The organism is Acinetobacter sp. WCHA45 (genome assembly GCF_002165255.2).
Classification (GTDB): domain Bacteria; phylum Pseudomonadota; class Gammaproteobacteria; order Pseudomonadales; family Moraxellaceae; genus Acinetobacter.
This window is the reverse complement of record NZ_CP028561.1, coordinates 108277-129475: the sequence shown is the minus strand read 5'-3', so window position 1 is coordinate 129475 and position 21199 is coordinate 108277. Positions and strand designations below refer to the sequence as shown.

Here is a 21199-nt window from a genome sequence, read left to right as displayed (position 1 = left end):
CAATAATAGCTAGCTTGTCAAGTACAACGGCTCACTATTACAACTTCTTAACAAATTTTCCCCAAAATACGTACAACTTAAAATATAGCTTTTAATTTGCTATTTAATGCATTCCAACCATTGGTCACTCGATCCATAAAACTTCGATCATTCGATTCTTCTGGTTCTTCTACTGCATCCTGCAAATCACTTTGGCTAAACATCAATAATCCTGACGCTGTCGCATACATCGAACGACGTAATGCAGCAAGATGTTGGTCTTCAGCATAGACCTGTAAAGGTGGATTACCTAAATGTGCAGATACTCCAAGCATACGACGTGCCAAATTCACCATACCTTCAATTTGACAAGCATCACCTGTGAGTACTACACCATGATATAAACCATGAATTGCCCCGCTATGCTCTAACTCTTCACGAATTAATGTAAAGATTTCTTCATAACGCGCAATAATAATTTCTGCAAGCTCAATACGACTAATGGTCTGCTGTCCATCAATCGCTTGCACTTGAATCATATGGTCAGGTTTCACTACACTGAGATCAACACAACCATGTAAAATTTTAATACGTTCAGCTTCTTCAGTGGTCGTTTGTAAAACCGCTGCAATATCGCGGGTCACATTTTCACCACCACGTTGCAAGGTACGTACTAATGCTAAACGACCATCTAAATATACTGCGATATTGGTAATCCCTGCACCAATATCAACTAAGCATACGCCATATTCTTTTTCATCTTTGAGCAAACTAGCTTCAGCCGTAGCTAAACTAGATACCACCATTTTCTCTACCCCGATATTCGCACCTTTCATGGCACGATCAAGGTTTTGCATGGTATTAATCGGCATCATCATCAATTGATAATGCCCAGTCATGCTATGAGCCGACATATTGACTGGGTTCTGCACCCATTCAGCCGAATCGCCCAACTCGAAGCCTAATGGAACAGCACTTGCAAAATAATAATCTGGCGATACATGGCTCGCTTTGGCTAACTCTAATGCTCTAACCACTTCATTTGTCGTAATAATATGATCATGATTAGCTACTGGTGTACGGCCTGATGCGTAAAAACTTTGCAATTCAGTACTTGGAATTGACACCCATGCGCTATGGATACGACACTCCGCCATATCTTCGGCTTCAGAAACTGCATTTTTAATCGCAGCAATCACCTTATCCAAGCTTACAATTTTGCCTTTAACCATGCCTCGGTTGCGAGCAGTTGCCATGCCAATCACTTGGATCTTATCCGGTGCATGGACCTTACCAATCAAAACTGAGACTTTATGCGTCCCAATATCAATCGCAACAACTGAGGAAACAGCTTCACTCATTACTTCATTACCATATCTTTTGTTGTTTAGTACGGGCAAACTGCCTGTTATTTTCAAGCCACGTATTATGGCTTTGCCTCAATTGCCCCTGCAAGGCTTGTGTCATCAATCGTTACAACTAACTGACCGTTGACAATCTTTGGCGGGATTGCGTTTTTCCATTGAATAGCGAGACCATTCCGATAACGTAAATCAATTGCTGAGATTTTCGACCATACAGGTTTAAGTTCCGTTTGTGCCAAATGGCTTAAGCGTTGAAGCTTATTCATGGTTTGATCTTGATCAACAATAATCCGTAGACCTGAATCAAACTGCATAAACCACGTCATGCGCTCAGTTAAATACAGCTCCTTTAAGCGCAGGCTCGCTGGATGAAACAACTGGTTGATTTCATTATAGCGGCGCATCATCATTTTGGATTGGCTGACTGGCCCATGTAAAAGTGGCAAGTTTGGATGTACTTTTAATACAGCTTCACTAAAGACATCACCATTGTCACTGAGCAAACGCCCTGTTCCCCAACGCGCAATTGCGTGACGCGGCATAACTCTTACACGAATCCCATTCGGCCAAGCTCGTGATACCACGACACGGTCAACCCAAGACACTTTTAACGCCTGATCTCGAATTTGCTCTAAATCGGAAGTGAAATAGTTATCTTTGATTATTGGACTTAGATATTGTACTAACTGCTGATTTTCAATATCCGAGTTAGTCCCAACCACCTGTAATTGTGCGACTTTTGCATCAGTCATCACTTTATATAAGCCATATAGACCAATTGCCAATACAATAAAAGCAATGACCAACAACGCCCAGCCACCCGCATTCACCATTTTTTGTTTCTGTGAAGGCGGTTTCTCATGAATCGAGCTAATGGCTGGCCGTGTTTTACGGCGCATAGAAGCAGGGAGTTGAGCCATATATCATTAAGCCGATTGGGTTAAAGTTTGCTCTAAAATTGCAACACAGAGCTGATCGAAACTATAACCTACGGCTTGAGCTGCTTTAGGCACTAAAGAATGACTGGTCATTCCCGGTACGGTATTGACTTCTAACAACCAGAAATTGCCTTGCTCATCCTGCATTGCATCAATACGACCCCAACCTTCCGCACCGACTGCTTGAAAAGCACGTAGACACAATGCCTGTAAGCTTTTCTCTTCATCTTCGCTTAAACCACAAGGAATGCCATATTCCACGTCATTGCGTTGATACTTTGCCTCATAGTCATAGAAAGCAACGTCTGCGGGTGGCTGTAAACGAATCACAGGCAACGGCTGACCATTCAAGAATGAAATGGTGAATTCACGACCCGTAATCCACTTTTCAGCCATTACCACAGCATCATGCTGTGTCGCTTTTTCAATTGCAGCGGCAAAATCCTCTGCTTTCTCAACCTTACTCATGCCGACACTCGAACCTTCGTGCACTGGCTTGATAATCACAGGCAAACCTAAATCTGCAATGACTGCATCCAGATCTGAATCTTTTGTAATGATGCGGTATGGTGCGGTTGGTAAATCACTGCCCTGCCAAATTTGTTTGGTTTTGACTTTGTCCATCCCAATCGCAGAACCCTGCACACCCGTACCTGTGTATGGAAGGTTTAACCACTCCAACACACCTTGGATCTGACCATCTTCACCACCACGACCATGCAATACGATAAAAGCACGATCATAACCGACCAACTCAGTCACGCTTCGCTCTTGTGGATCAAATGCTTCTGCTTGCACACCTGAGCGCAACAAAGCCTCTAAAACGGCTTGACCACTATCCAATGACACAGCACGTTCAGCTGACTTCCCACCAAACAACACAGCAACTTTGCCGAATTTTGCAGCATTTGACACGTTTATATCCTTAAAACTGTAAAACTTTTATATTCACGAAAATAAATTATTTGGCATACAAACGATGCTGAGCCAATTCTACCGAAATTGCGCCCACGTTACCCGCGCCTTGTGTTAATAACAAGTCATTCGCTTGTAACACTTTTTGTAAAACATTCGGCAAATTGCCATCAACTGGATCAACTAGAATCGGTTCAACTTGACCACGTAGACGAATACTGCGTGCCAAAGCTCGACTATCCGCCCCCACAATCGGTTTTTCACCCGCTGGATAGACTTCCAGTAATAAGAGTTGATCCACTTGTGATAACACATCGACAAAATCATCAAAACAATCACGAGTACGACTAAAACGGTGTGGTTGAAACAACATCACCAAACGACGGTCTGGATGGCTGGCACGCGCTGCTTTAATGGTGGCTTCTACCTCTTTCGGATGGTGACCATAGTCATCCACCAATTTCACCAAGCCTTCGCCCACTGCAAATTCACCTTGAACTTGGAAGCGACGACCCACTCCACTAAAGCCTTCTAAAGCACGGCAAATCGCACCATCAGAAACACCTTCATCAGTTGCCACACCAATCGCAGCCAATGCATTCAAGACATTATGCAAACCTGGCTGATTGATGGTGACACGTAATGGCTCACGATCTTTACGCAGTACAGTAAAGTGCGATTGCATACCTTCTTGTAACACATCCACAGCACGAATATCGTTATCTTCACCAAAACCATAGGTCAGCGTTGGACGACCAATACGAGGAAGAATTTCACGGATATTGGCATCATCACCACAAACGACTGCCAAACCATAGAATGGTAAATTATGTAAGAACTGAATAAAGGTATCTTTTAACTTATCAAAGCTACCTTCATAGGTGTCCATATGATCTGCATCAATATTGGTCACGATCGCAGCCATCGGTTGCAAATACAAGAAAGATGCATCTGACTCATCAGCTTCTGCTACGATAAAACGGCTTTCACCCAGTGCGGCATTGACACCTGTGCTATTCAGCAAACCACCAATCACGTAAGTTGGATCTAGATTTTCTTCTGCCAGCATCGTCGTTAATAAACTAGTCGTTGTGGTTTTACCATGCGTTCCAGCGACTGCAATACCATGACGGTAGCGCATTAACTCCCCTAGCATTTCTGCACGACGTACAATTGGGGTACGTTGTTCAATCGCAGCTTTAATTTCTGGATTTTCAGGATCAATCGCAGTTGATACCACGAGCACATTGGCATTTTTAATATTTTCAGCCGAATGCCCAATATAAACTTTAATACCATTGCTTTCGAGTTGCGCTGTGGTCTTTGAGGCTTTGATGTCTGAACCAGAAATTTTATAACCTTGATTGGCTAATACCTCGGCGATACCACACATCCCCGCACCACCAATCCCAACAAAGTGGATATGTTTAATACGGCGCATTTCTGGCACTTTGATGAGCTTTTTGGCTTGGTTTGGATTTGTTGGAGACATAAATAAACTCGAATTACAATTTTTTAATCAGATCAACCACATGCTGAGTTGCATTCGGTTGTGCTTGTTGACGTGCTTTAATTGCCATTTCAGACAGTAGTTGGCGATTTAATAATGTGGCTAACAACTCATCTAAAACAGTGGGTGTCATGTCTGCTTGTTGACAAATTTTCGCAGCGCCGACATTTGCTAAAAATTTCGCATTTGCAGTCTGGTGATCATCCACTGCGATAGGCAGCGGAACAAACACTGCAGCAAGACCCGCAGTTGCGACTTCTGTAACCGTTAATGCACCAGCACGGCAAATAATTAAATCAGCGTCACTGTAGGCTTTTGCCATATCATGAATAAAAGGCTCAACCTGAATATTTAAATTTGCAGATGCATCCTGATAACGTTGACGCGTAATCTCTTGCTGATTTTGGCCGCATTGATGAAACACATTCAATGGAACATTGACCTTTTTCAGAGCTTCAGGCAAACGCTCATTCAGTGCTTGTGCACCCAGTGAACCACCAACAATCAAAATATTCAGTGGTAATTGTGCTTGCTCACGGGTTTGATAACGCCATGATGGGTTCAAAATCGCAGTAATCTCAGCACGTACAGGATTACCTGTGGTCACGACTTTATCACTGTTTGCAAATGTATTTGGAAAAGCCTGACACACGGTCTTGGCAATACGTGCCAATTGGGTGTTGGTAAATCCTGCAATCGCATTCTGTTCATGGATTAACACAGGAATACCGAGTAAACGTGCTGCTAAACCACCTGGTCCAGCGACATAACCGCCGAAACCCGCCACAGCATCAATATTTAATTGCTTCATATAGCGCATCGCGCTTAATGTTGCTTTTAGAATTTTAAATGGCGCACTCAACTTACGTAAAATACCATTACCGCGTACGCCTTGAATATCAATTTGATAAATCGGAATATTGTGATCTTTGAGTAACCGATTTTCCATTCCCGTAGGCGTTGCTAGCCAAGAGACTTGGCAGCCATCCTGTTGCAGTTGTTTGGCAACAGCAAGCGCAGGGAAAACATGTCCACCTGTGCCAGCGGCCATCATCATGACATGTTTAGGTTTATTCTGTGGCGAATTGGTCACGGTCTAATTCTTCAACTCAAAAGAAGGTTATCGTCTATTGTTTTCGGAAGTTATTCTAATCCTAAAGCTTCATTCACGAAAAGCGAATTTCACCTGTTTACAACAGAAAGCTGAGCTTTTTTTAATTCTTTGTTGAAAACAAGGTTCTACCAATATCCAAACGCCCATTTGCACATAAATTTAATCCAAATACAAACGGGCAGTTTGGTCAAAAAATGGCGTAATCTTAGCTGTTTCGCCCTGCTTCTAGCACATCAAATAAATTATCTGCAATCGAGGTACCAAACTGAGCATCAATCTCACGAATACAGGTCGGACTGGTGACATTTATTTCAGTCACATAATTACCAATCACATCAAGCCCCACAAAAACCAAACCTTTTTCACGCAGGAAAGGACCGACTTTTGCCGCAATCATTTTGTCATTTTCAGTGAGTGGACGCGCTTGACCTAGACCACCTGCCGCCAAATTACCTCGTACTTCACCATTTTGCGGAATACGCGCTAAACAATATGGAATCGGTTCACCATTGACCATCAAGATACGCTTATCACCTTCAACAATTTCAGGAATATAACGTTGTGCCATGATTGGACATGTGCCCATTTCGGTGAGCATTTCCAGAGTTGAACCAATATTTACCCCATCTTGGTATAAACGGAAAATCCCCATACCGCCCATGCCATCCAAAGGCTTCACAATCACATCGCCATGTTCTTTAATAAATTCACGAATTAGGCTTTGTTGAGACGTCACCAAAGTCGGTACTTGTAACTCTGGGAATTGAGTTGCGAACAGCTTTTCATTACAGTCACGTAGCGATTGTGGTTTGTTAATAATCCACGCCCCTTCACGTTCAGCCTGTTCCAAAATATAAGTGGTATAGACAAAATTCATATCAAACGGTGGGTCTTTACGCATCAACACCACATCGTAATCCGCCAATGACTCTTTTCGCTTCTCACCCAACTCATAATAATGATCGTAATCTTCAAAGACTTTAAGCGGTGAAATCAAACCAAAGGCTTTACCCTGATCAATATATAAATCGTGTTGTAATACATAACCCAATTCATGACCGCGACGGCTTGCCGCCCATAACATTGCCATGGTTGAATCTTTCTTAAGATTCACCGTTTCAATTGGATCCATCACTACAAGTACACGCATAATTTAACGCTCATATTTTTTAATCTTGGCAAAAGTATAGCGAAGTTTATTGATGTTGTTTAAACAAGTTATGTAATTATTAAATCTAAAAAATTCTAATTTATTCAAATCACTAGATTCGATTTATTTAAATAGACAATTTTCTGAGTGATAAAAGTTAAAAAATTACTGGTAGATGATTTCGATACCAGTAATTTTTAAAGCATTGCATTTTAAAGTCAAATTAAGCCAAAAGTTTTTGAATATCTTTGCTAATTTTTTCAGGTTTAGTCGTTGGTGAATAGCGTTTGATGACTTCACCATTTTGGTTAATCAAAAACTTGGTAAAATTCCATTTGATACTTTCACTACCTAAGATACCTTTGGCTTCTGAGGTGAGGTATTTATAAATCGGATGCGCATTTGAACCATTCACATCGATTTTGGCAAACATTGGAAATGACACGCCATAGTTACGCTGACAGAAGCTGCCAATTTCTTCGTTGCTTGATGGGTCTTGGTTAGCAAACTGGTTACACGGAAAGCCTAAAACCACTAAACCTTGTTGTTGATAGTCCTGATATAGCTTCTCAAGTCCTTCAAATTGTGGGGTTAAGCCACATTGACTTGCCGTGTTCACCACCAATAAAACTTTGCCTTGATAGTCTGCAAAGTTCTTTTGCTCGCCTTCTAAAAGTTCAGCCTGAAAATCATAAATTGTGGTCATACCAAATCTCTCTCTGATTCAATCCATCTTATTTGCCTAATAGCTTTGTCTATTTGTTCAGCTATGCGAATTAATATTGCACACAATTATATTGTGTGCAAGTTAATTATGCGCAATATACTTTTTATGTTAATCAAACTATACTGTGAGTTCGCAAAGATGACGTTGAGGAGCAAAGCATGACTGAATTTTCTTACTTGGATAATCAAGTGTGTTTTGCGATGTATTCCGCGACCAATGCGATGATTCGTCAATATCGTCCCTTGCTTCAGGAATACGACCTGACCTATCCGCAATTTATTGTGTTGCTGGCTTTATATGAAAAGGACAATGTGACGTTGTCTGAAATTGGTCAGAAGACCTTTTTTGATTCGGGCACGCTGACGCCAATTATTAAAAAACTTGAAGAAAAACAGTTTTTAAAGCGCATTGCGGTGAAAGAAGATGAGCGTATGAAAAAGGTGATCTTGCTGGAAAAAGCACTTGCTGCAAAAGATGACATTACCTTAATTCCGTTTAAACTCGCCTGCTCTTTGGGTGTTGATCCGAATGATTTGGTGGCGATTCATAATCTATGCCATCGTTTTTTAAAGGGTTTGGAGGATTCTAAATTCGAAAGTTTGAGTGAATAAATGCAGCAAGCGATTGTTGGTTTTCATATCGATGAAGAAAATCATTGGGTTGCTGATCTCGCCTGTGGTCATACGCAGCATGTGCGCCATAATCCACCGTGGCAAAATCGCCCTTGGGTGTTAACAGAACAAGGGCGTAAGGAAAAATTAGGTGTGATGTTGGAATGTAAGACGTGTGAGGAGAAGTGATTCGCATAAGAGATTTTATGTTAAGTCGTCACTATTGTCGTTCAATGATAAATAACTTCAATTAACATCTGGACACATATATCTGGGTCTGGTATATAGTGGTTTTAAAATCCAAATTGAAGTTATTGTTATGTTGAAACTAGGTACAGTGTTTAGTGGTATAGGGGCAATTGAACATGCTCTTGAACGGTTATCTATACCGCATGATATTGCTTTTGCATGTGATAATGGAAATATTGAAATAGATCTTGAACGAGATGAAATCGAGAAAAATTTGGCGGATTTGAGTGGTTTTAAAGAAAAAAAAGCTTATGTTGATGAGCTTTATACTAAGAAAAAAAAGAAAAATTTTGTGGAGGAAAGCTATCAAGCAAATTACAACATTCCTCAAAAACACTTTCATTATGATGTTCGATTTTTGGATGGATACCAATATAGAAATGAAATTGATTTATTTGTAGGGGGAAGCCCTTGCCAATCATTTTCTATGGTAGGTAAGCGAGGTGGATTTGAAGATACGAGAGGTACTCTTTTCTATGAGTTTGCTCGTTTAGTTAATGAAATTAGACCTAAAGTCTTCATTTATGAGAATGTTAAAGGTGTTTTAAGTCATGATGATGGTAATACTTGGACAATTATGCAAAATGTTTTCAGTGATTTAGGCTATAAATGGCATTCCCAAGTTTTAAACTCTAAGAATTATGGTATTCCCCAAAATCGTGAACGATTATTTGTTGTTGGATTTTTAGATCAAACTGTTGAATTTGAGTTCCCAAAACCTCAAGTTTTGACAAAAACAATGCAAGATTTTCTATTGGAAAATACGCCTGAAAAATATTACTTAGGTGACAAAGGCATTGATTTTGTAACAAGTACTAAAAATCTGAATAAGCAATACACACAAATCAATGGTTCAATTGGTTTATGTCAAAAAGCTAATCAACAATTTAATTGGCATGGTGATTTTATTTTTGAAGAGTTACCTAACCCAATTGATGAAAAATATTTCCTTTCTGAAAAACTTGTAAATTATGTGATGGCAACAGGTACGAAAGGCTTTTATACAAGACCAAAAATAGATCTTGAAATAGCTCGTCCACTTTTAGCTACTATGACTAAAATGCACCGAGCAGGTGTTGATAATTATGTAACGACACAAGGTCGTATCCGTAAGCTAACACCACGAGAGTGCTTACGACTAATGGGATTCTGTGACAGCTTTAAGATAGTTGTATCTGATACACAGGCTTATCGACAAGCTGGTAACTCGATTGTAGTTGATGTTTTGATAGCTATTTTAGTGCAAATCAAACAAGTTGTTAGTTTTGAAGAAAAAAATTTTCAAAAACAATTAGATTTGATCTAATACCTATCTAGTTTAAACTAATCTGCTTATTCATCAGCAGATTAGTTTTATTTTCTTAAATGAGGGTTTAGATGGAAATGCAACAACAAATAACTATTGATAATCAAATTTTTGATGTACTGGATGTTAAAGAAAAAATTACTATTGCAGATTCTTTTGTTGTAAACAGTAATAAAATAGGAAGAGGAAATGGTGAAGCAAAATTATATGTAGGTAATGACAGTGAGGAGTTAAGATGGTTCTTTGGGAAAAGACCTTTCGAGATTAAGTGCTTTTTACTAAAAAAAGATCTTATTAAGTATTTACAGGACACACAAATTGAGTATCAAAAGCCTGAGCAATTTTATCGAAGTAAAGATAAGCTCCCTGATCTATTTGAAGAGCGTTTCGAAAGGATTAAATCTCTACCAGATAATATAGTTTTATTTGAAGCGGAAGAACAAGATCAGATAGCTGGGCCAAGAATATATATAAACTCTAGTAATAGTTTCTATCAAATATTAAGGGAACTATCTCTCCCTAACATCACATACATTTCTGTACTTAAACTAAAAAATATTCAAACTAGAGAAATATCATTCTACTTTAAATTGTTTGCAGACTACTTTGGAGAAGTAGAACACCCAGCTATTATTGAAGAGGAAATAGATAACTCTGCTAACGAACAAACAAGACAAGCTAGAAAAGGACATGGTATTTATAGAAGTAAACTTTTGGATCTATGCCCATTTTGTCCAATTACTATGATTACTGACGATCGTTTATTAATTGCTAGTCATATTAAGCCTTGGGTTGATAGTGATACATTTGAAAAAACAGACCCCTATAATGGTTTTATGCTTAGCCCAACTTTCGATTTTCTATTTGATAGAGGATTTATGTCCTTTACGGATGATAAAAAAGTGATGCTTTCTCCTTTCTTATCAAAAATGACATATTCAAAAATAGGTATAAGTGATAATAAAAATATCCCAATGTTACCAGTAGAAGGAAGAGAGGAATATCTAAAATATCATCGGGAAAATATCTTTAAATCTGGTGGAGATATTTAGATTGATTGCACTTATTTAGTATTTCTACAATTAACATAATACACCTTAAGTGAAATACTTGAACTTTTAACATAAATATCAATATCTTAAATTAGGTCGCTCTAGGGTTCAGCGCACTAGAGCGGCTTTTTCATGACTATTCACGTTTCACGCTTATTTTTCAATCATTATTTCCAATTATTGATGAATTAAACTCAACAAAAAAGGAAGCCTTCGCCACTGCTGTCCCACAAATATCACAAGAAGAACCTCAATTGAGGTTCTTCTTGTTTTCGCCATTTTTTATCAGGCACAAAGAGTGACCTTAAAAGTTTCCTTTCAAATAAATTGACCTGAATAATTCTCAGTAAACGCTGAACACTCCATCCTTCTTGTGCCATGTGTTTAGCGAAGTTCACCAGCAAATAGGCAATTAATGCAATCCATATTTGCGTTTGTATCGCATTGCGGCTTCGACCTAGAAATGACTTCAGTTTTAAATTCTGCTTGATGGCTTTAAAGAATAACTCAATCTTCCAGCGATCTTTATAAATTGCAGCAATGGTGGATGCTGCCAGATGAAAGTTGTTGCTCAGAAATTCGAATGTTCTTTTCTTATCTGTATCATAAAACTCTATACGTCTTAATAATTCAGGTGCGCCTCTTTTCTTGGCATGCGCACTGCTCAATTCAATACATTCATCCGCAATAATCCCTTTAGTCTCTAATACGCTGCGGCTTGATTTAACTTGATAAACTGTCTTTGGGCGTAGCCGGGTTACAAAGCTGACGTTCTGAAGTGTCAACTGAGCAAACCATTGATAATCAACATATCCTTTATCAAAGACGATAATGCTGCCAGCAGGAAATTTAAATGCTCTGCCTTGCACCATATCATTTTCAATACCATCCCCAAGCGCTACAAATTCAGGAATGGTATTGCTGTGATTTAAGCCAACACTGAGTTTAATACTGGCTTTGGATTCATGCACTTTTGCCCATGCGCACAATGACAGTGAAAGATCAATATGACTGGCATCTAGTGAATACAGCGGATTTTTGAATCTAAATTTATGTGCAGTTTTAGAGTTTTCACAGCGCTGAAGCAGCTGTGTGAACAATTGCTGATACAGGCTGGCGGGCTGTTCTTCGTTGAGTCTTGCTAAGGTGCTTCGCGCAATTCTCTTCGCGCCAAGATGATAGAGCTTTTCCTGCTGGGATTCGAGATTGGATTGAATGTCTCTTAAGCTTTGCCGACAAGAAAGTTGGGACATCAATATGGCAACAAACTGATCCCAGCGGGTGGCTGATCTTAATTTTTGCCCAGAGTGGTGCAGTTTAGCCAGACGTTCAAAATCTTGTCTTAGAATGGGTTTGAGTAATTGATGAAATACGGTATTCTGATGTGACAAAACCTGAGTCCTTTATAGTTAAAGTGTTTGTTTGCACTCATATTTTAACTATTTAGACTCAGGTTTTTTTTATTTAAAGCAAACTATGGGACAGTAGTGAGCCTTCGCTTCCTTTTTGCTTACACTTAAAACTTAGATGCCATATTTTTCACGATAAGCCTGCATATTGGCTAAAGCGTCTTTCTCGCCTTTGGCATCCAAATAATCCATCAAATCTTTCATTGTGATTAAAGCATGCACAGGGATTTCGAGTTCTTTTTGTACTTCCTGAATCGCTGAAAGCTCCCCTTGACCACGCTCTTGACGATCTAATGCAACCAACACCCCTGCAATCGTCGCACCCGCATTTTTTAAGATGGTCACTACTTCACGAATCGCAGTCCCCGCAGTGATTACATCATCAATGATCCAGACTTTCTGGCCAGCAACAGATGCGCCAACCAACACACCGCCTTCACCATGATCTTTGGCTTCTTTACGGTTAAAACCCCAAGGAACGCTCTTACCATGTACTTGAGACAAGGCCACCGCAGTTGCTGCTACAAAAGGAATGCCTTTGTACGCAGGACCAAAAATCACACCAACGTTTTCACACTGAACCAATTTATCAGCATAACCTTGTGCTAACAAAGACAACGCTTCGCCATCATTGAGCAAACCTGCGTTAAAGAAATAAGGACTGACACGGCCTGATTTTAAGGTAAACTCACCAAATTTAAGCACTCCACGTGATAATGCGAGTTCGATAAAAGCTTGCGGATGAAATGACACAGGCGTTGTCATATAAGGTGCTCCAAATTCTTCAATTGAGGTTAAACAGACGTATGATACCAAAGGATAGCTATCCAAGTGATGTAAAAATTCTTCGAGTCGTTTCAATTAACGTAAATGGCTTGCGCTCATCAGTCACCAAAGGCTTGCTCGAATGGTTAGAACAGTCTGGTGCCGATGTGGTATGTATGCAAGAAAGCCGCATTACCCACGAACAATGGACCGATAAATTTAAACCTGAAGGTTGGTACACTCATCTCTTCCCTGCTGAACGTGCAGGTTATGCAGGTACGGCGATTTATAGCCGCTTACCCTTTGTCTCAGTCAAAGATGGTTTAGGTTTTGAACTTGCGGACTCTCAAGGTCGTTTTGTTACCGCAGAATTTGATTTAGGTCTGTCACATCCTGTTCATATTGCTTCCTTATACTTACCATCAGGTTCAAGCGGTGATGAAGCACAAGCACGTAAAGATTTATTTCTTCAAGAATACGCCCAAATACTCAAACAATGGCGAGATGAAAATAAATCGATCATCGTGTGTGGTGATTACAATATCGTGCATAAGCGTATTGATATTAAAAACTGGTCAGGCAATCAGAAATCATCTGGCTGTTTACCGCATGAACGTGCATGGCTTGACCATATTTATGATGAACTTGGCTATGTGGATACCTTCCGTGAGGTACGAAAAGAAGCTGAATTGTATTCATGGTGGTCAAATCGTGGTCAAGCACGTGCGAAAAATGTCGGTTGGCGTATCGACTATCAAGCCTGCTCTCCTGATTGGAAAGCACGCACTGCAAATGCTTGGGTGTATAAAGAACAATGGTTTAGTGACCATGCACCTGTGATTATTGATTATAAAATACACGAATAAGTGAACAATTGTTCACTTTGTCCGTCTCTTTAGCTTACATATCATGTCGTTTTTTGTGTATTTTTATTTACCAGCTGTAACGGCATTATAGCACCACGGCACAGGGAAGCGGTCAGGATGACCAAAAAAGGATAGGACGCCGTAGGAAGACAAAATAAACTTAGATTAAGTTTATTTGCAAGGATGAGACATTGGACGTTGAAATGAGACCCGCATGATCAGGATGATTAGATGCGGGTTTTCTCTTTTTTAGATATAAAATATTTTTCCTCTGCTTTGTATTTAGCCGTTTAGTTCAAAAACTTAGAAAGATTTAGTCATTTAATCTACGCTTAATACATAACATCGATTCACTTGATAAAAATTTTCAACTGGTACATTCCCTGCCTTTTAAGTTAGGCTTTAACGCATATCTTTCATTGTGTTGTTATGGTTTTCAGTATGTTTAAAATTTATGGAATTAAAAATTGTAATTCGATGAAAAAAGCCTTTGATGCACTACAAGCAAAAGGAATTTCTTACGAATTTCATGATTATAAAAAACAAGGGATTGATGCCGACACTTTAGCAATTTGGCTAAAAGAGATTGGCGCAGATAAGGTTCTAAATAAAAAAGGTACGACTTGGCGTAAATTAACCGAAGCAGAACAGGCTCATGCAACAAGTAATCAGGAAAATTTGATTGAAACTTTAATTGCTCAGCCGAGTTTGATTAAACGTCCCGTTTTACAAACGCCTGAAGGCTTTGTAATTGGCTTTGATGAAGCGACTTATCAAAACCTCTCCGCTTAAAGAAATAAAATAAAAAACCGAGTCACAGGACTCGGTTTTTTCAGTTCAAACTCAAATTAGTTGGCACGAACCCAAGTCTGGTTACGACCGAGTGCTGCAACACCGATATAGCCACGTAGTTTTAGCTTCTTGCCACCCTCGGTCAATTCAGCTTTCAACTTGTAGGTTTTGCCGTTTTTAGGGTCAAGAATTGAACCATTATCATAATTTGTTCCACCCACGTTCTTCAGGTTACGCACAATCGTCACACCTTTAAGTGGTTTGTTGTGGTAGGTTCCTTCACATTTAGAACAGGCATCTTCCTGCCCTGGAACTAAATACTTTTGAATAGACGCTGTTAATGAACCGTCCTTTTGCTCAGTAAACTTCACAATCGCCTTTGGCTGCTTGGTTTCATCATCGATTGTCTGCCAAACGCTACCGTTTAATGCATCTGCCGCATTGGCAAAAGCGGTTAAACCGAGTAATCCTAGTGCTAAAGCAATTTTCTTCATTTTTGTAATATCCTTAAGGGGTCTTTTCAAGACTAAAAGTATTGAGAATTTCTATCAATATTGCAATGCTTGATTATGACTATTGGGTATAGCCTGAGCAACAACAAAACATTGCTGTAATTACAGCGCAAGACACATGAGTCAAAACTCTCTTAGTTATATAGTGAACTAACAATATGGAAAAATTATGAAATTTGGTACTGTCTGGAAATATTATTTTACTGAATCGCTACTAAAAGCGACCATTCGCACGCCAAGTCAGTTTAATTTGGCCCCAAATGCTTTACGCCCCTTGCTTGACCAACTTTGTCGTCTATTCCCCCAAAATCCCACAGTACAAATTCGACCATTGCGCTTAGCAGGCGTGCGTGGTGAAGAAATCAAGGCACAAGCGTCTGCCACACAACTTATTTTTCATATTCATGGCGGTGCTTTTTTCCTGGGGAGTTTAAGTACGCATCGGGCCCTTATGACTGATATTGCTGCGCGCACGCAAATGCAAGTGGTTCATATGGATTATCCGCTTGCGCCTGAACATCCCTACCCTGAGGCAATTGACGCCATTTTTGATGTCTATCAGGCGCTTCTGGTACAAGGTATCCAACCCAAAGATATTATTATTTCGGGGGATTCTTGTGGTGCCAATCTCGCGTTGGCATTGTGCTTACGATTAAAAGCACAACCTGACCTCATGCCAAGCGGTTTAATTTTAATGTCACCCTATTTAGATCTGACCCTCACCAGTGAATCATTACGCTTTAACCAAAAACATGATGCTCTGCTCTCTATTGAAGCCTTACAAGCAGGAATTAATCATTACTTAAAAGATGGTGTACAAGCGGATGATCCGCGTGTTTCTCCTCTATTTGATGATCTTAAAGGCTTACCGCCAACACTGGTGCAAGTCGGTTCAAAAGAAATTTTACTGGATGATTCAAAACGCTTTAGAGAAAAAGCTGAAAAAGCTGGAGTCAAAGTACACTTTAAACTTTACACAGGCATGTGGCATAATTTCCAGATGTTCAATGCATGGTTCCCTGAAGCAAAACAGGCACTGGCGGATATTGCGGATTTCGCCCATTCACTTGACCGTGACTAGGCCGCTTAAATTTTATGCAAAAATGGTCAGCTATGTCTGACCATTGTCACTGTTAATTTAATTTTGTCATCATAAAATAAATCTGATTGGATATTCACATCACCCCCCTTTTTTCAAAAAATTTTCCCGTTATAATTTGCATTAAAAAGCCTAGAACTAGACTTTTTTCTCATTCCAAAGATGTTATTGTTATTTTAATTATTATTCTTCAATATTTTGAGGACAACTCTACAGTTTCTACGGAATCTCATTGCATATAAGGATGCATGCCAATGGTCAAGATTCGTTTGAATTGGAATCGAGCAACCGACCCGGTACAGGGTTGGGGCATTGTGTCTTTTTTTCAAAATCAACTGTTGAGGAATTGGACACTGCTCAATAAAACCATGCTTATACTGTCGCTTAGTATATTTATCAACTTGTTTATGTTGGCTTGGGACTTGTTTGTCTTGTACCACCCGCAATTCTACCCATGGGTCAACTTAGCAGTTATTCATACGCATTTGTCGTTGGGTATGATATTTATGTCGGTTTTTATCGGCTTATTACTGCTTTGTCATTTTTGCAGTCAACAGCGCTGGGTCGAAAAATTCATGCCGATGCTCAGTGTGCAGCTGTTTACATTGGTGTTGCTCTTACATGGTTACTTTGTTGGAAGTTTTAGCCCCACTACTATGGTCGGTTATGTCGGTTGGGCTGGTGTTGGCTTAATTTTATTTGAGCGCAGAGTTGTCTATTTTTCGCTGTTCCCTGCCACCATTTTTCTGTTGTTATGTAATTACCTGAGCATGATCGGGAGCATTACCTATGCACCATTGTTCAACATGCAGGCCATGCAGCAGACCATTTTGCATCCATTTTGGCTACAAAGCCTATTGTTCTTTCTAGTACCGTTGATACTGTCTTGTTGGTTTTTGTTTGAAATTTTACTCACTCAATGGCGTATTCGTGAAGCCACCATTGCAACGCTCAGCCGTATTGACCCACTGACCAATGTCATGAATCGACGCAGTATTGCAAATCAGTTAGAGCAACTGCATCAACAGCGCAAAGCCTTATATTCGGTGGTGTTGCTCGACCTCGATCATTTTAAACATATTAATGATAATTATGGCCACGACATGGGCGATCAGGTACTGATTCAGGTGGCGGAATGTTTAGCACAGCATGTGCGTGAGCAAGACATGATTGGACGCTTTGGTGGCGAAGAATTTATTTTATTATTGCCCAATACCACCACAGAGCAAGCACAGCACGTGGCAGAGCGTTGTCGCATTGCGCTGACCGAGTTAAACTTTGTTTACGAGCAACAGCAACCGTTTAGCATTAGTGCCAGTTTTGGCGTTAGCAGCTCGCAAAACGCCAGTGAACCGCAGCAAATTATCCGTCAAGCCGATCAAGCCTTGTATGCAGTTAAAACCGCTGGGCGCAATCAAGTGCAAATTTATTGTAAATAGCCGTGCATATTAAGACTGTAAATATTGTAGTCGATGCTGCCGATACGGCTCATCAAAAGGCACAAACATCTGTTCTTGCTTCGCTGCCGCAATCCACTGCTGAACGGATGCCAAAGCCAATATCTTTTGCATATAACTTTGGCTAGAAGCAGAGATGGGTAATTTATAACATTCAAAACGCATTACTACAGGCGCATAAAAGGCATCGGCTAGACTAAACTCACCACATAAAAACTGCTCTTCACTTGGTCGCTCTGACCAAATTTGATCAATTCGAGCGACGTCATTCCGTAATTGCTCATGGTCAGCCCAAAGCTGTTTTCCAATATGGGACAAATCAGCCTCAACATTCATTGGACACAAATTACGTAAACTTTGAAAGCTACTGTGCATTTCCGCACTGATACAACGCGCCCTTGCCCGTAATGTTTTATCCCGTGGTAACAATGCCTGTTCAGGGTGCTGCTCAGCAATATATTCACAAATCGCGAGACTATCCCAAATAATCAAATCATCATGCATGAGTGTTGGGACTTTGCCCGTTGAATTCAATTTTAAAATCTCAGTTTTAAATTGGCTATTAGGTTCAAAACTATCAAATTGAATTAAATGCTCCTGAAATGGAATGCCAAGTTGTTTGAATAAAATCCACGGTCGCATCGACCAAGTTGAATAATTTTTATTTCCAATAAACAATTGATACATGATTATAATTTCCCTTTCAGCAAGGTGAGTTGTTGTAATAATTCTGATTTTTGAAAAGCACCAGTTAAACGCAGCGAACGTACTTCTTGTTGTTTTTGATCTAAAAATAAATAGGTTGGCGGTCCTAAAATGTCCCATTGATTTAATAAAGCCTGATGCGACGCATCATAATGACTTAAATCAAGTTTAATCAAATAATAGTGAGATAATGCCTGTTGAACTTCTGCATCTTTTAATACACGATGCTCAATGGGCTGACAAGCCACACACCAGTCTGCATACACATCAATCACAATGGCCTGATCTTTGGGTGCGTTGGCTAGAATCCGCTCAAAATCAGCAGCGGTTGTTGCGACATGCCACTCTGCTAATTTATCTGCCTGAACTGCGCTTAAATTTTGAATATGTTGATATTGGTTAAAAGCTAAAAACGGAACTGAGATCATCAGCAACAATGCATATAACCACTGTAATTGCCCTTTCTTCACAAACAGACGATATATCGCGAAACCAATAAATGCCATGCCCAATACAAGACTAAGTATTTGAATCGCTAATTCAGGTAATAACGGACGGATAAAATAAATACTTAACGCCAACATCAAAAAGGCAAAAATAACCTTAATTTGATGCATCCATTCCCCTGCTTTCGGTAGTGCCTTTGCACCTAGAACACTGGCAAGCAGTAATGGAATACCCATACCAAATCCCAAGGTGAATAATAGTAGAGCACCTTGCCACTGATTTTGCGTTTGTGAAATAAAGAGTAATGTACCCGCTAAAGGTGCAGTCATACACGGACCGACTAACAATGCTGAGATCATGCCCATGATACTTGCACCAAGCAAAGTCCCACCTTGTTGCACTGACTGCATTTGGTCGAGGCGATTCACCCATTTCTGCGGCAGTTTCAATTCAAATAAACCAAACAGATTTAAAGCGAATACAACGAACAATAGACTAAATGCAACTAATGTCGCAGGTTGCTGTAACCATCGTTGGAAATTTAGCCCTGCCACAGAGGCAATTAAACCCAATACGGCATAGATCATTGCCATACTAAATACAAAAGTAAGTGCAATCGTCCACGCTTTAACGCCTTTATGTTCACGAACAATCAATGAGGTCAAAATCGGCAACATTGGTAAAGAACACGGCGTAAATGCCAATAAAATTCCTAAACCTAGAAATAATAACAAGCTATAAGCAAGAGAGTGCTGTGCCAATGTGCTTGACCACTGTTGGTCTTGCGCCATATTGGTTGAATCATCCAGCTTTACATCATTAGATTTTTCAGTTGTAAGTTCATCCGTCTCTGCGGTCTGAGCATTTAAGCTATTCGCAGAACGAGCAACATCTAAAAAACGTTTTTGTGAATTAGAACTGACATTTTCGACACTGACCAACCCATCAGCATCGGTTTGAAATTCAATATTTTGAGGTGGATAGCAAATACGGTCTTTGGCACAACCCTGCCATGTAACACGATAATGTTGAGACGCTTGAGTGCTAATCTCAAACTCTGCTTGCTGATAATAAACTTGGCTATGACCATAGTTTTCATCGTACTGTTCAATTGCTTTGGGTAATTTCAACGTAACAGGTTGATTGCCTTGTTGAACCTCAAATTTATGTTGATAGAGATAATAATTAGGCTGAATGGTCCAGTGTAACCGCGCTTGATTGGTTTTGGTCGATTCAACTGAAAATGCAAATGCCTGTTCAGGAGTCAGTAACGGTGCTGATAGATTGTCTTGAGCGTAAACCAAAGACGTACATAACAACAATAAAGTAGCCAAAAAGTAGCGCATTAATTGGCTAATGTACCCACCCTGAACAGACATTTTCATGTTCATCTCACTGTAACTCTTCCGATAACTTAAGACTCATTTTGTAGAATGATTTCAAAAGTTAGCGGAGATTTTGACTAGAATAAAACAGATAAACCTAAACCACCGTTATAGCTTTTTTGATCGCCATTCAAATCCACACCTATACTGGCATCAAGTTGAGCTCGATCATTTAAGCTATAGACTAAACCTGTTCCTAAACCATATTCATAGTCTTGGCTTTCTGCTTTACGATAAACAAACTCTGAAAAACCAGATAATTTACCCGCAATTTTATAATCAATGGTTGGAATTGCAGTCACGGCCCAATCACTGTTTTGTGCTTCATAACGCATGGTAATTGATGTACCCAGCAAATCGCTGAACTTATACGCAACTGCTGAAGTGAGGCTATAAATATCATCTTGATTCGTGAATTCATCATTGCCAGTCGCAATAATCGCTTCTGCTAACAATGCCATTGTTAAACGATCATCTTTTAAATTAATCGCCTTTTTCAAACCAATACTGACATCACCTAAACCGTTGGTTTCTTTTTTCATGCCTGCATATTTATGTTGCTGCCAAACTGGCCCTTGCCAACCCAATTGTAATTCCAAACCATCAGCTAAACCTGTACGCAATAACATATCTGCATTCAGGGTTAAGGTTTTGTCTTTTGCCCCAGCAACATTGTCCTGCTGATAGCTGACCGAGGGTAGTCCCTGTTCCCAAGCCAAATGCCCTACTGGCGTAATCCCCGTGCCCATGCCAGCCCCAGGACGGTCAAAAGAAAATTCTGCTGCAAATGTTGCTGTTGTCATGATTGATGCAGCAACCAAGCCTAATACTTGAAACTTTTCCATTG

At 39.8% G+C, this 21199-nt stretch carries 21 protein-coding genes; 8 read left to right on the top strand and 13 right to left on the bottom strand.

Annotated elements, in window-relative coordinates:
• Positions 1-77 precede the first annotated feature (77 nt).
• The 7 genes from ftsA to CDG55_RS01770 all read right to left on the bottom strand — a co-directional run bounded on the left by ftsA (position 78) and on the right by CDG55_RS01770 (position 7676).
• Positions 78-1340 carry a cell division protein FtsA gene (ftsA, locus tag CDG55_RS01800; protein WP_087537053.1) on the bottom strand — a complete coding sequence of 421 codons (1263 nt, stop codon included), beginning with the start codon at positions 1338-1340 and terminating at the stop codon, positions 78-80.
• A 65-nt stretch (positions 1341-1405) separates the two neighbouring features.
• A complete protein-coding gene (locus tag CDG55_RS01795; RefSeq protein WP_087537054.1) occupies positions 1406-2263 on the bottom strand; it encodes a cell division protein FtsQ/DivIB in 858 nt (285 codons plus the stop codon).
• Between the two features lie 6 nt (positions 2264-2269).
• On the bottom strand, positions 2270-3196 hold the full coding sequence (locus CDG55_RS01790; RefSeq protein WP_046739819.1) for a D-alanine--D-alanine ligase: 927 nt from the start codon (positions 3194-3196) through the stop codon (positions 2270-2272).
• Positions 3197-3242: 46 nt separating this feature from the next.
• The gene (murC, locus tag CDG55_RS01785; RefSeq protein WP_087537055.1) at positions 3243-4688 is read right to left on the bottom strand and encodes a UDP-N-acetylmuramate--L-alanine ligase; all 1446 of its coding nucleotides are present in this window, start codon (positions 4686-4688) and stop codon (positions 3243-3245) included.
• A gap of 13 nt (positions 4689-4701) precedes the next feature.
• On the bottom strand, positions 4702-5799 hold the full coding sequence (gene murG / locus CDG55_RS01780; protein WP_087537056.1) for an undecaprenyldiphospho-muramoylpentapeptide beta-N-acetylglucosaminyltransferase: 1098 nt from the start codon (positions 5797-5799) through the stop codon (positions 4702-4704).
• Between the two features lie 226 nt (positions 5800-6025).
• The gene (gshB, locus tag CDG55_RS01775) at positions 6026-6970 is read right to left on the bottom strand and encodes a glutathione synthase (RefSeq protein ID WP_087537057.1); all 945 of its coding nucleotides are present in this window, start codon (positions 6968-6970) and stop codon (positions 6026-6028) included.
• 223 nt (positions 6971-7193) lie between these two features.
• Positions 7194-7676: a glutathione peroxidase gene (locus tag CDG55_RS01770; RefSeq protein ID WP_087537058.1), complete on the bottom strand. Its 483-nt coding sequence runs from the start codon at positions 7674-7676 to the stop codon at positions 7194-7196.
• Positions 7677-7855: 179 nt separating this feature from the next.
• Here CDG55_RS01770 and CDG55_RS01765 point away from each other — a divergent pair, with 179 nt between their 5' ends.
• The 4 genes from CDG55_RS01765 (at position 7856) to CDG55_RS01750 (ending at position 10915) form a co-directional block, all read left to right on the top strand.
• Positions 7856-8308 carry a MarR family winged helix-turn-helix transcriptional regulator gene (locus tag CDG55_RS01765; RefSeq protein WP_087537059.1) on the top strand — a complete coding sequence of 151 codons (453 nt, stop codon included), beginning with the start codon at positions 7856-7858 and terminating at the stop codon, positions 8306-8308.
• The gene (locus CDG55_RS01760; protein WP_087537060.1) at positions 8309-8497 is read left to right on the top strand and encodes a DUF3565 domain-containing protein; all 189 of its coding nucleotides are present in this window, start codon (positions 8309-8311) and stop codon (positions 8495-8497) included.
• A gap of 130 nt (positions 8498-8627) precedes the next feature.
• A complete protein-coding gene (locus CDG55_RS01755; protein ID WP_087537061.1) occupies positions 8628-9863 on the top strand; it encodes a DNA cytosine methyltransferase in 1236 nt (411 codons plus the stop codon).
• Positions 9864-9934: 71 nt separating this feature from the next.
• Positions 9935-10915, top strand: coding sequence for an HNH endonuclease (locus CDG55_RS01750; RefSeq protein ID WP_213066146.1), 981 nt, complete (start codon positions 9935-9937; stop codon positions 10913-10915).
• Positions 10916-11151: 236 nt separating this feature from the next.
• Here the strand turns inward: CDG55_RS01750 and CDG55_RS01745 are convergent, their stop codons facing one another.
• Both CDG55_RS01745 and pyrE read right to left on the bottom strand, forming a co-directional pair.
• A complete protein-coding gene (locus CDG55_RS01745; protein WP_005003123.1) occupies positions 11152-12306 on the bottom strand; it encodes an IS4 family transposase in 1155 nt (384 codons plus the stop codon).
• Between the two features lie 132 nt (positions 12307-12438).
• A complete protein-coding gene (gene pyrE, locus CDG55_RS01740; protein ID WP_004659863.1) occupies positions 12439-13089 on the bottom strand; it encodes an orotate phosphoribosyltransferase in 651 nt (216 codons plus the stop codon).
• A 41-nt stretch (positions 13090-13130) separates the two neighbouring features.
• Here pyrE and CDG55_RS01735 point away from each other — a divergent pair, with 41 nt between their 5' ends.
• Positions 13131-13955, top strand: coding sequence for an exodeoxyribonuclease III (locus CDG55_RS01735; protein WP_087537238.1), 825 nt, complete (start codon positions 13131-13133; stop codon positions 13953-13955).
• Positions 13956-14396: 441 nt separating this feature from the next.
• Positions 14397-14747: an arsenate reductase gene (locus CDG55_RS01730; protein WP_087537239.1), complete on the top strand. Its 351-nt coding sequence runs from the start codon at positions 14397-14399 to the stop codon at positions 14745-14747.
• Between the two features lie 56 nt (positions 14748-14803).
• Here the strand turns inward: CDG55_RS01730 and CDG55_RS01725 are convergent, their stop codons facing one another.
• Positions 14804-15241, bottom strand: a complete 438-nt coding sequence (locus CDG55_RS01725; protein WP_087537240.1) for a DUF2147 domain-containing protein — start codon at positions 15239-15241, stop codon at positions 14804-14806.
• Between the two features lie 187 nt (positions 15242-15428).
• On the opposite strand from CDG55_RS01725, the gene CDG55_RS01720 reads away from it, so the two are divergent.
• Positions 15429-16340, top strand: coding sequence for an alpha/beta hydrolase (locus tag CDG55_RS01720; protein WP_004679056.1), 912 nt, complete (start codon positions 15429-15431; stop codon positions 16338-16340).
• Between the two features lie 272 nt (positions 16341-16612).
• Positions 16613-17797, top strand: coding sequence for a GGDEF domain-containing protein (locus CDG55_RS01715; protein ID WP_087537241.1), 1185 nt, complete (start codon positions 16613-16615; stop codon positions 17795-17797).
• Between the two features lie 9 nt (positions 17798-17806).
• Here CDG55_RS01715 and CDG55_RS01710 read toward each other — a convergent pair whose 3' ends face one another.
• The 3 genes from CDG55_RS01710 to CDG55_RS01700 form a co-directional block, all read right to left on the bottom strand.
• Positions 17807-18502: a glutathione S-transferase family protein gene (locus CDG55_RS01710; RefSeq protein WP_087537242.1), complete on the bottom strand. Its 696-nt coding sequence runs from the start codon at positions 18500-18502 to the stop codon at positions 17807-17809.
• Positions 18503-18504: 2 nt separating this feature from the next.
• Positions 18505-20352, bottom strand: coding sequence for a protein-disulfide reductase DsbD (gene dsbD / locus CDG55_RS01705; protein WP_087537272.1), 1848 nt, complete (start codon positions 20350-20352; stop codon positions 18505-18507).
• Positions 20353-20429: 77 nt separating this feature from the next.
• A complete protein-coding gene (locus CDG55_RS01700) occupies positions 20430-21197 on the bottom strand; it encodes a transporter (RefSeq protein WP_087537243.1) in 768 nt (255 codons plus the stop codon).
• Positions 21198-21199: the final 2 nt, after the last annotated feature.

Excerpts from the sequence above, each read along its gene's own strand:
- ftsA (WP_087537053.1), bottom strand. The coding sequence starts at position 1,340 with ATGAGTGAAGCTGTTTCCTCAGTTGTTGCGATTGATATTGGGACGCAT.
- CDG55_RS01795 (WP_087537054.1), bottom strand. The coding sequence starts at position 2,263 with ATGGCTCAACTCCCTGCTTCTATGCGCCGTAAAACACGGCCAGCCATT.
- murC (WP_087537055.1), bottom strand. The coding sequence starts at position 4,688 with ATGTCTCCAACAAATCCAAACCAAGCCAAAAAGCTCATCAAAGTGCCA.
- gshB (WP_087537057.1), bottom strand. The coding sequence starts at position 6,970 with ATGCGTGTACTTGTAGTGATGGATCCAATTGAAACGGTGAATCTTAAG.
- CDG55_RS01770 (WP_087537058.1), bottom strand. The coding sequence starts at position 7,676 with ATGACCACAATTTATGATTTTCAGGCTGAACTTTTAGAAGGCGAGCAA.
- CDG55_RS01765 (WP_087537059.1), top strand. The coding sequence starts at position 7,856 with ATGACTGAATTTTCTTACTTGGATAATCAAGTGTGTTTTGCGATGTAT.
- CDG55_RS01760 (WP_087537060.1), top strand. The coding sequence starts at position 8,309 with ATGCAGCAAGCGATTGTTGGTTTTCATATCGATGAAGAAAATCATTGG.
- CDG55_RS01755 (WP_087537061.1), top strand. The coding sequence starts at position 8,628 with ATGTTGAAACTAGGTACAGTGTTTAGTGGTATAGGGGCAATTGAACAT.
- CDG55_RS01750 (WP_213066146.1), top strand. The coding sequence starts at position 9,935 with ATGGAAATGCAACAACAAATAACTATTGATAATCAAATTTTTGATGTA.
- pyrE (WP_004659863.1), bottom strand. The coding sequence starts at position 13,089 with ATGACAACGCCTGTGTCATTTCATCCGCAAGCTTTTATCGAACTCGCA.
- CDG55_RS01735 (WP_087537238.1), top strand. The coding sequence starts at position 13,131 with ATGATACCAAAGGATAGCTATCCAAGTGATGTAAAAATTCTTCGAGTC.
- CDG55_RS01730 (WP_087537239.1), top strand. The coding sequence starts at position 14,397 with ATGTTTAAAATTTATGGAATTAAAAATTGTAATTCGATGAAAAAAGCC.
- CDG55_RS01725 (WP_087537240.1), bottom strand. The coding sequence starts at position 15,241 with ATGAAGAAAATTGCTTTAGCACTAGGATTACTCGGTTTAACCGCTTTT.
- CDG55_RS01720 (WP_004679056.1), top strand. The coding sequence starts at position 15,429 with ATGAAATTTGGTACTGTCTGGAAATATTATTTTACTGAATCGCTACTA.
- CDG55_RS01715 (WP_087537241.1), top strand. The coding sequence starts at position 16,613 with ATGGTCAAGATTCGTTTGAATTGGAATCGAGCAACCGACCCGGTACAG.
- CDG55_RS01710 (WP_087537242.1), bottom strand. The coding sequence starts at position 18,502 with ATGTATCAATTGTTTATTGGAAATAAAAATTATTCAACTTGGTCGATG.
- dsbD (WP_087537272.1), bottom strand. The coding sequence starts at position 20,352 with ATGAAAATGTCTGTTCAGGGTGGGTACATTAGCCAATTAATGCGCTAC.
- CDG55_RS01700 (WP_087537243.1), bottom strand. The coding sequence starts at position 21,197 with ATGGAAAAGTTTCAAGTATTAGGCTTGGTTGCTGCATCAATCATGACA.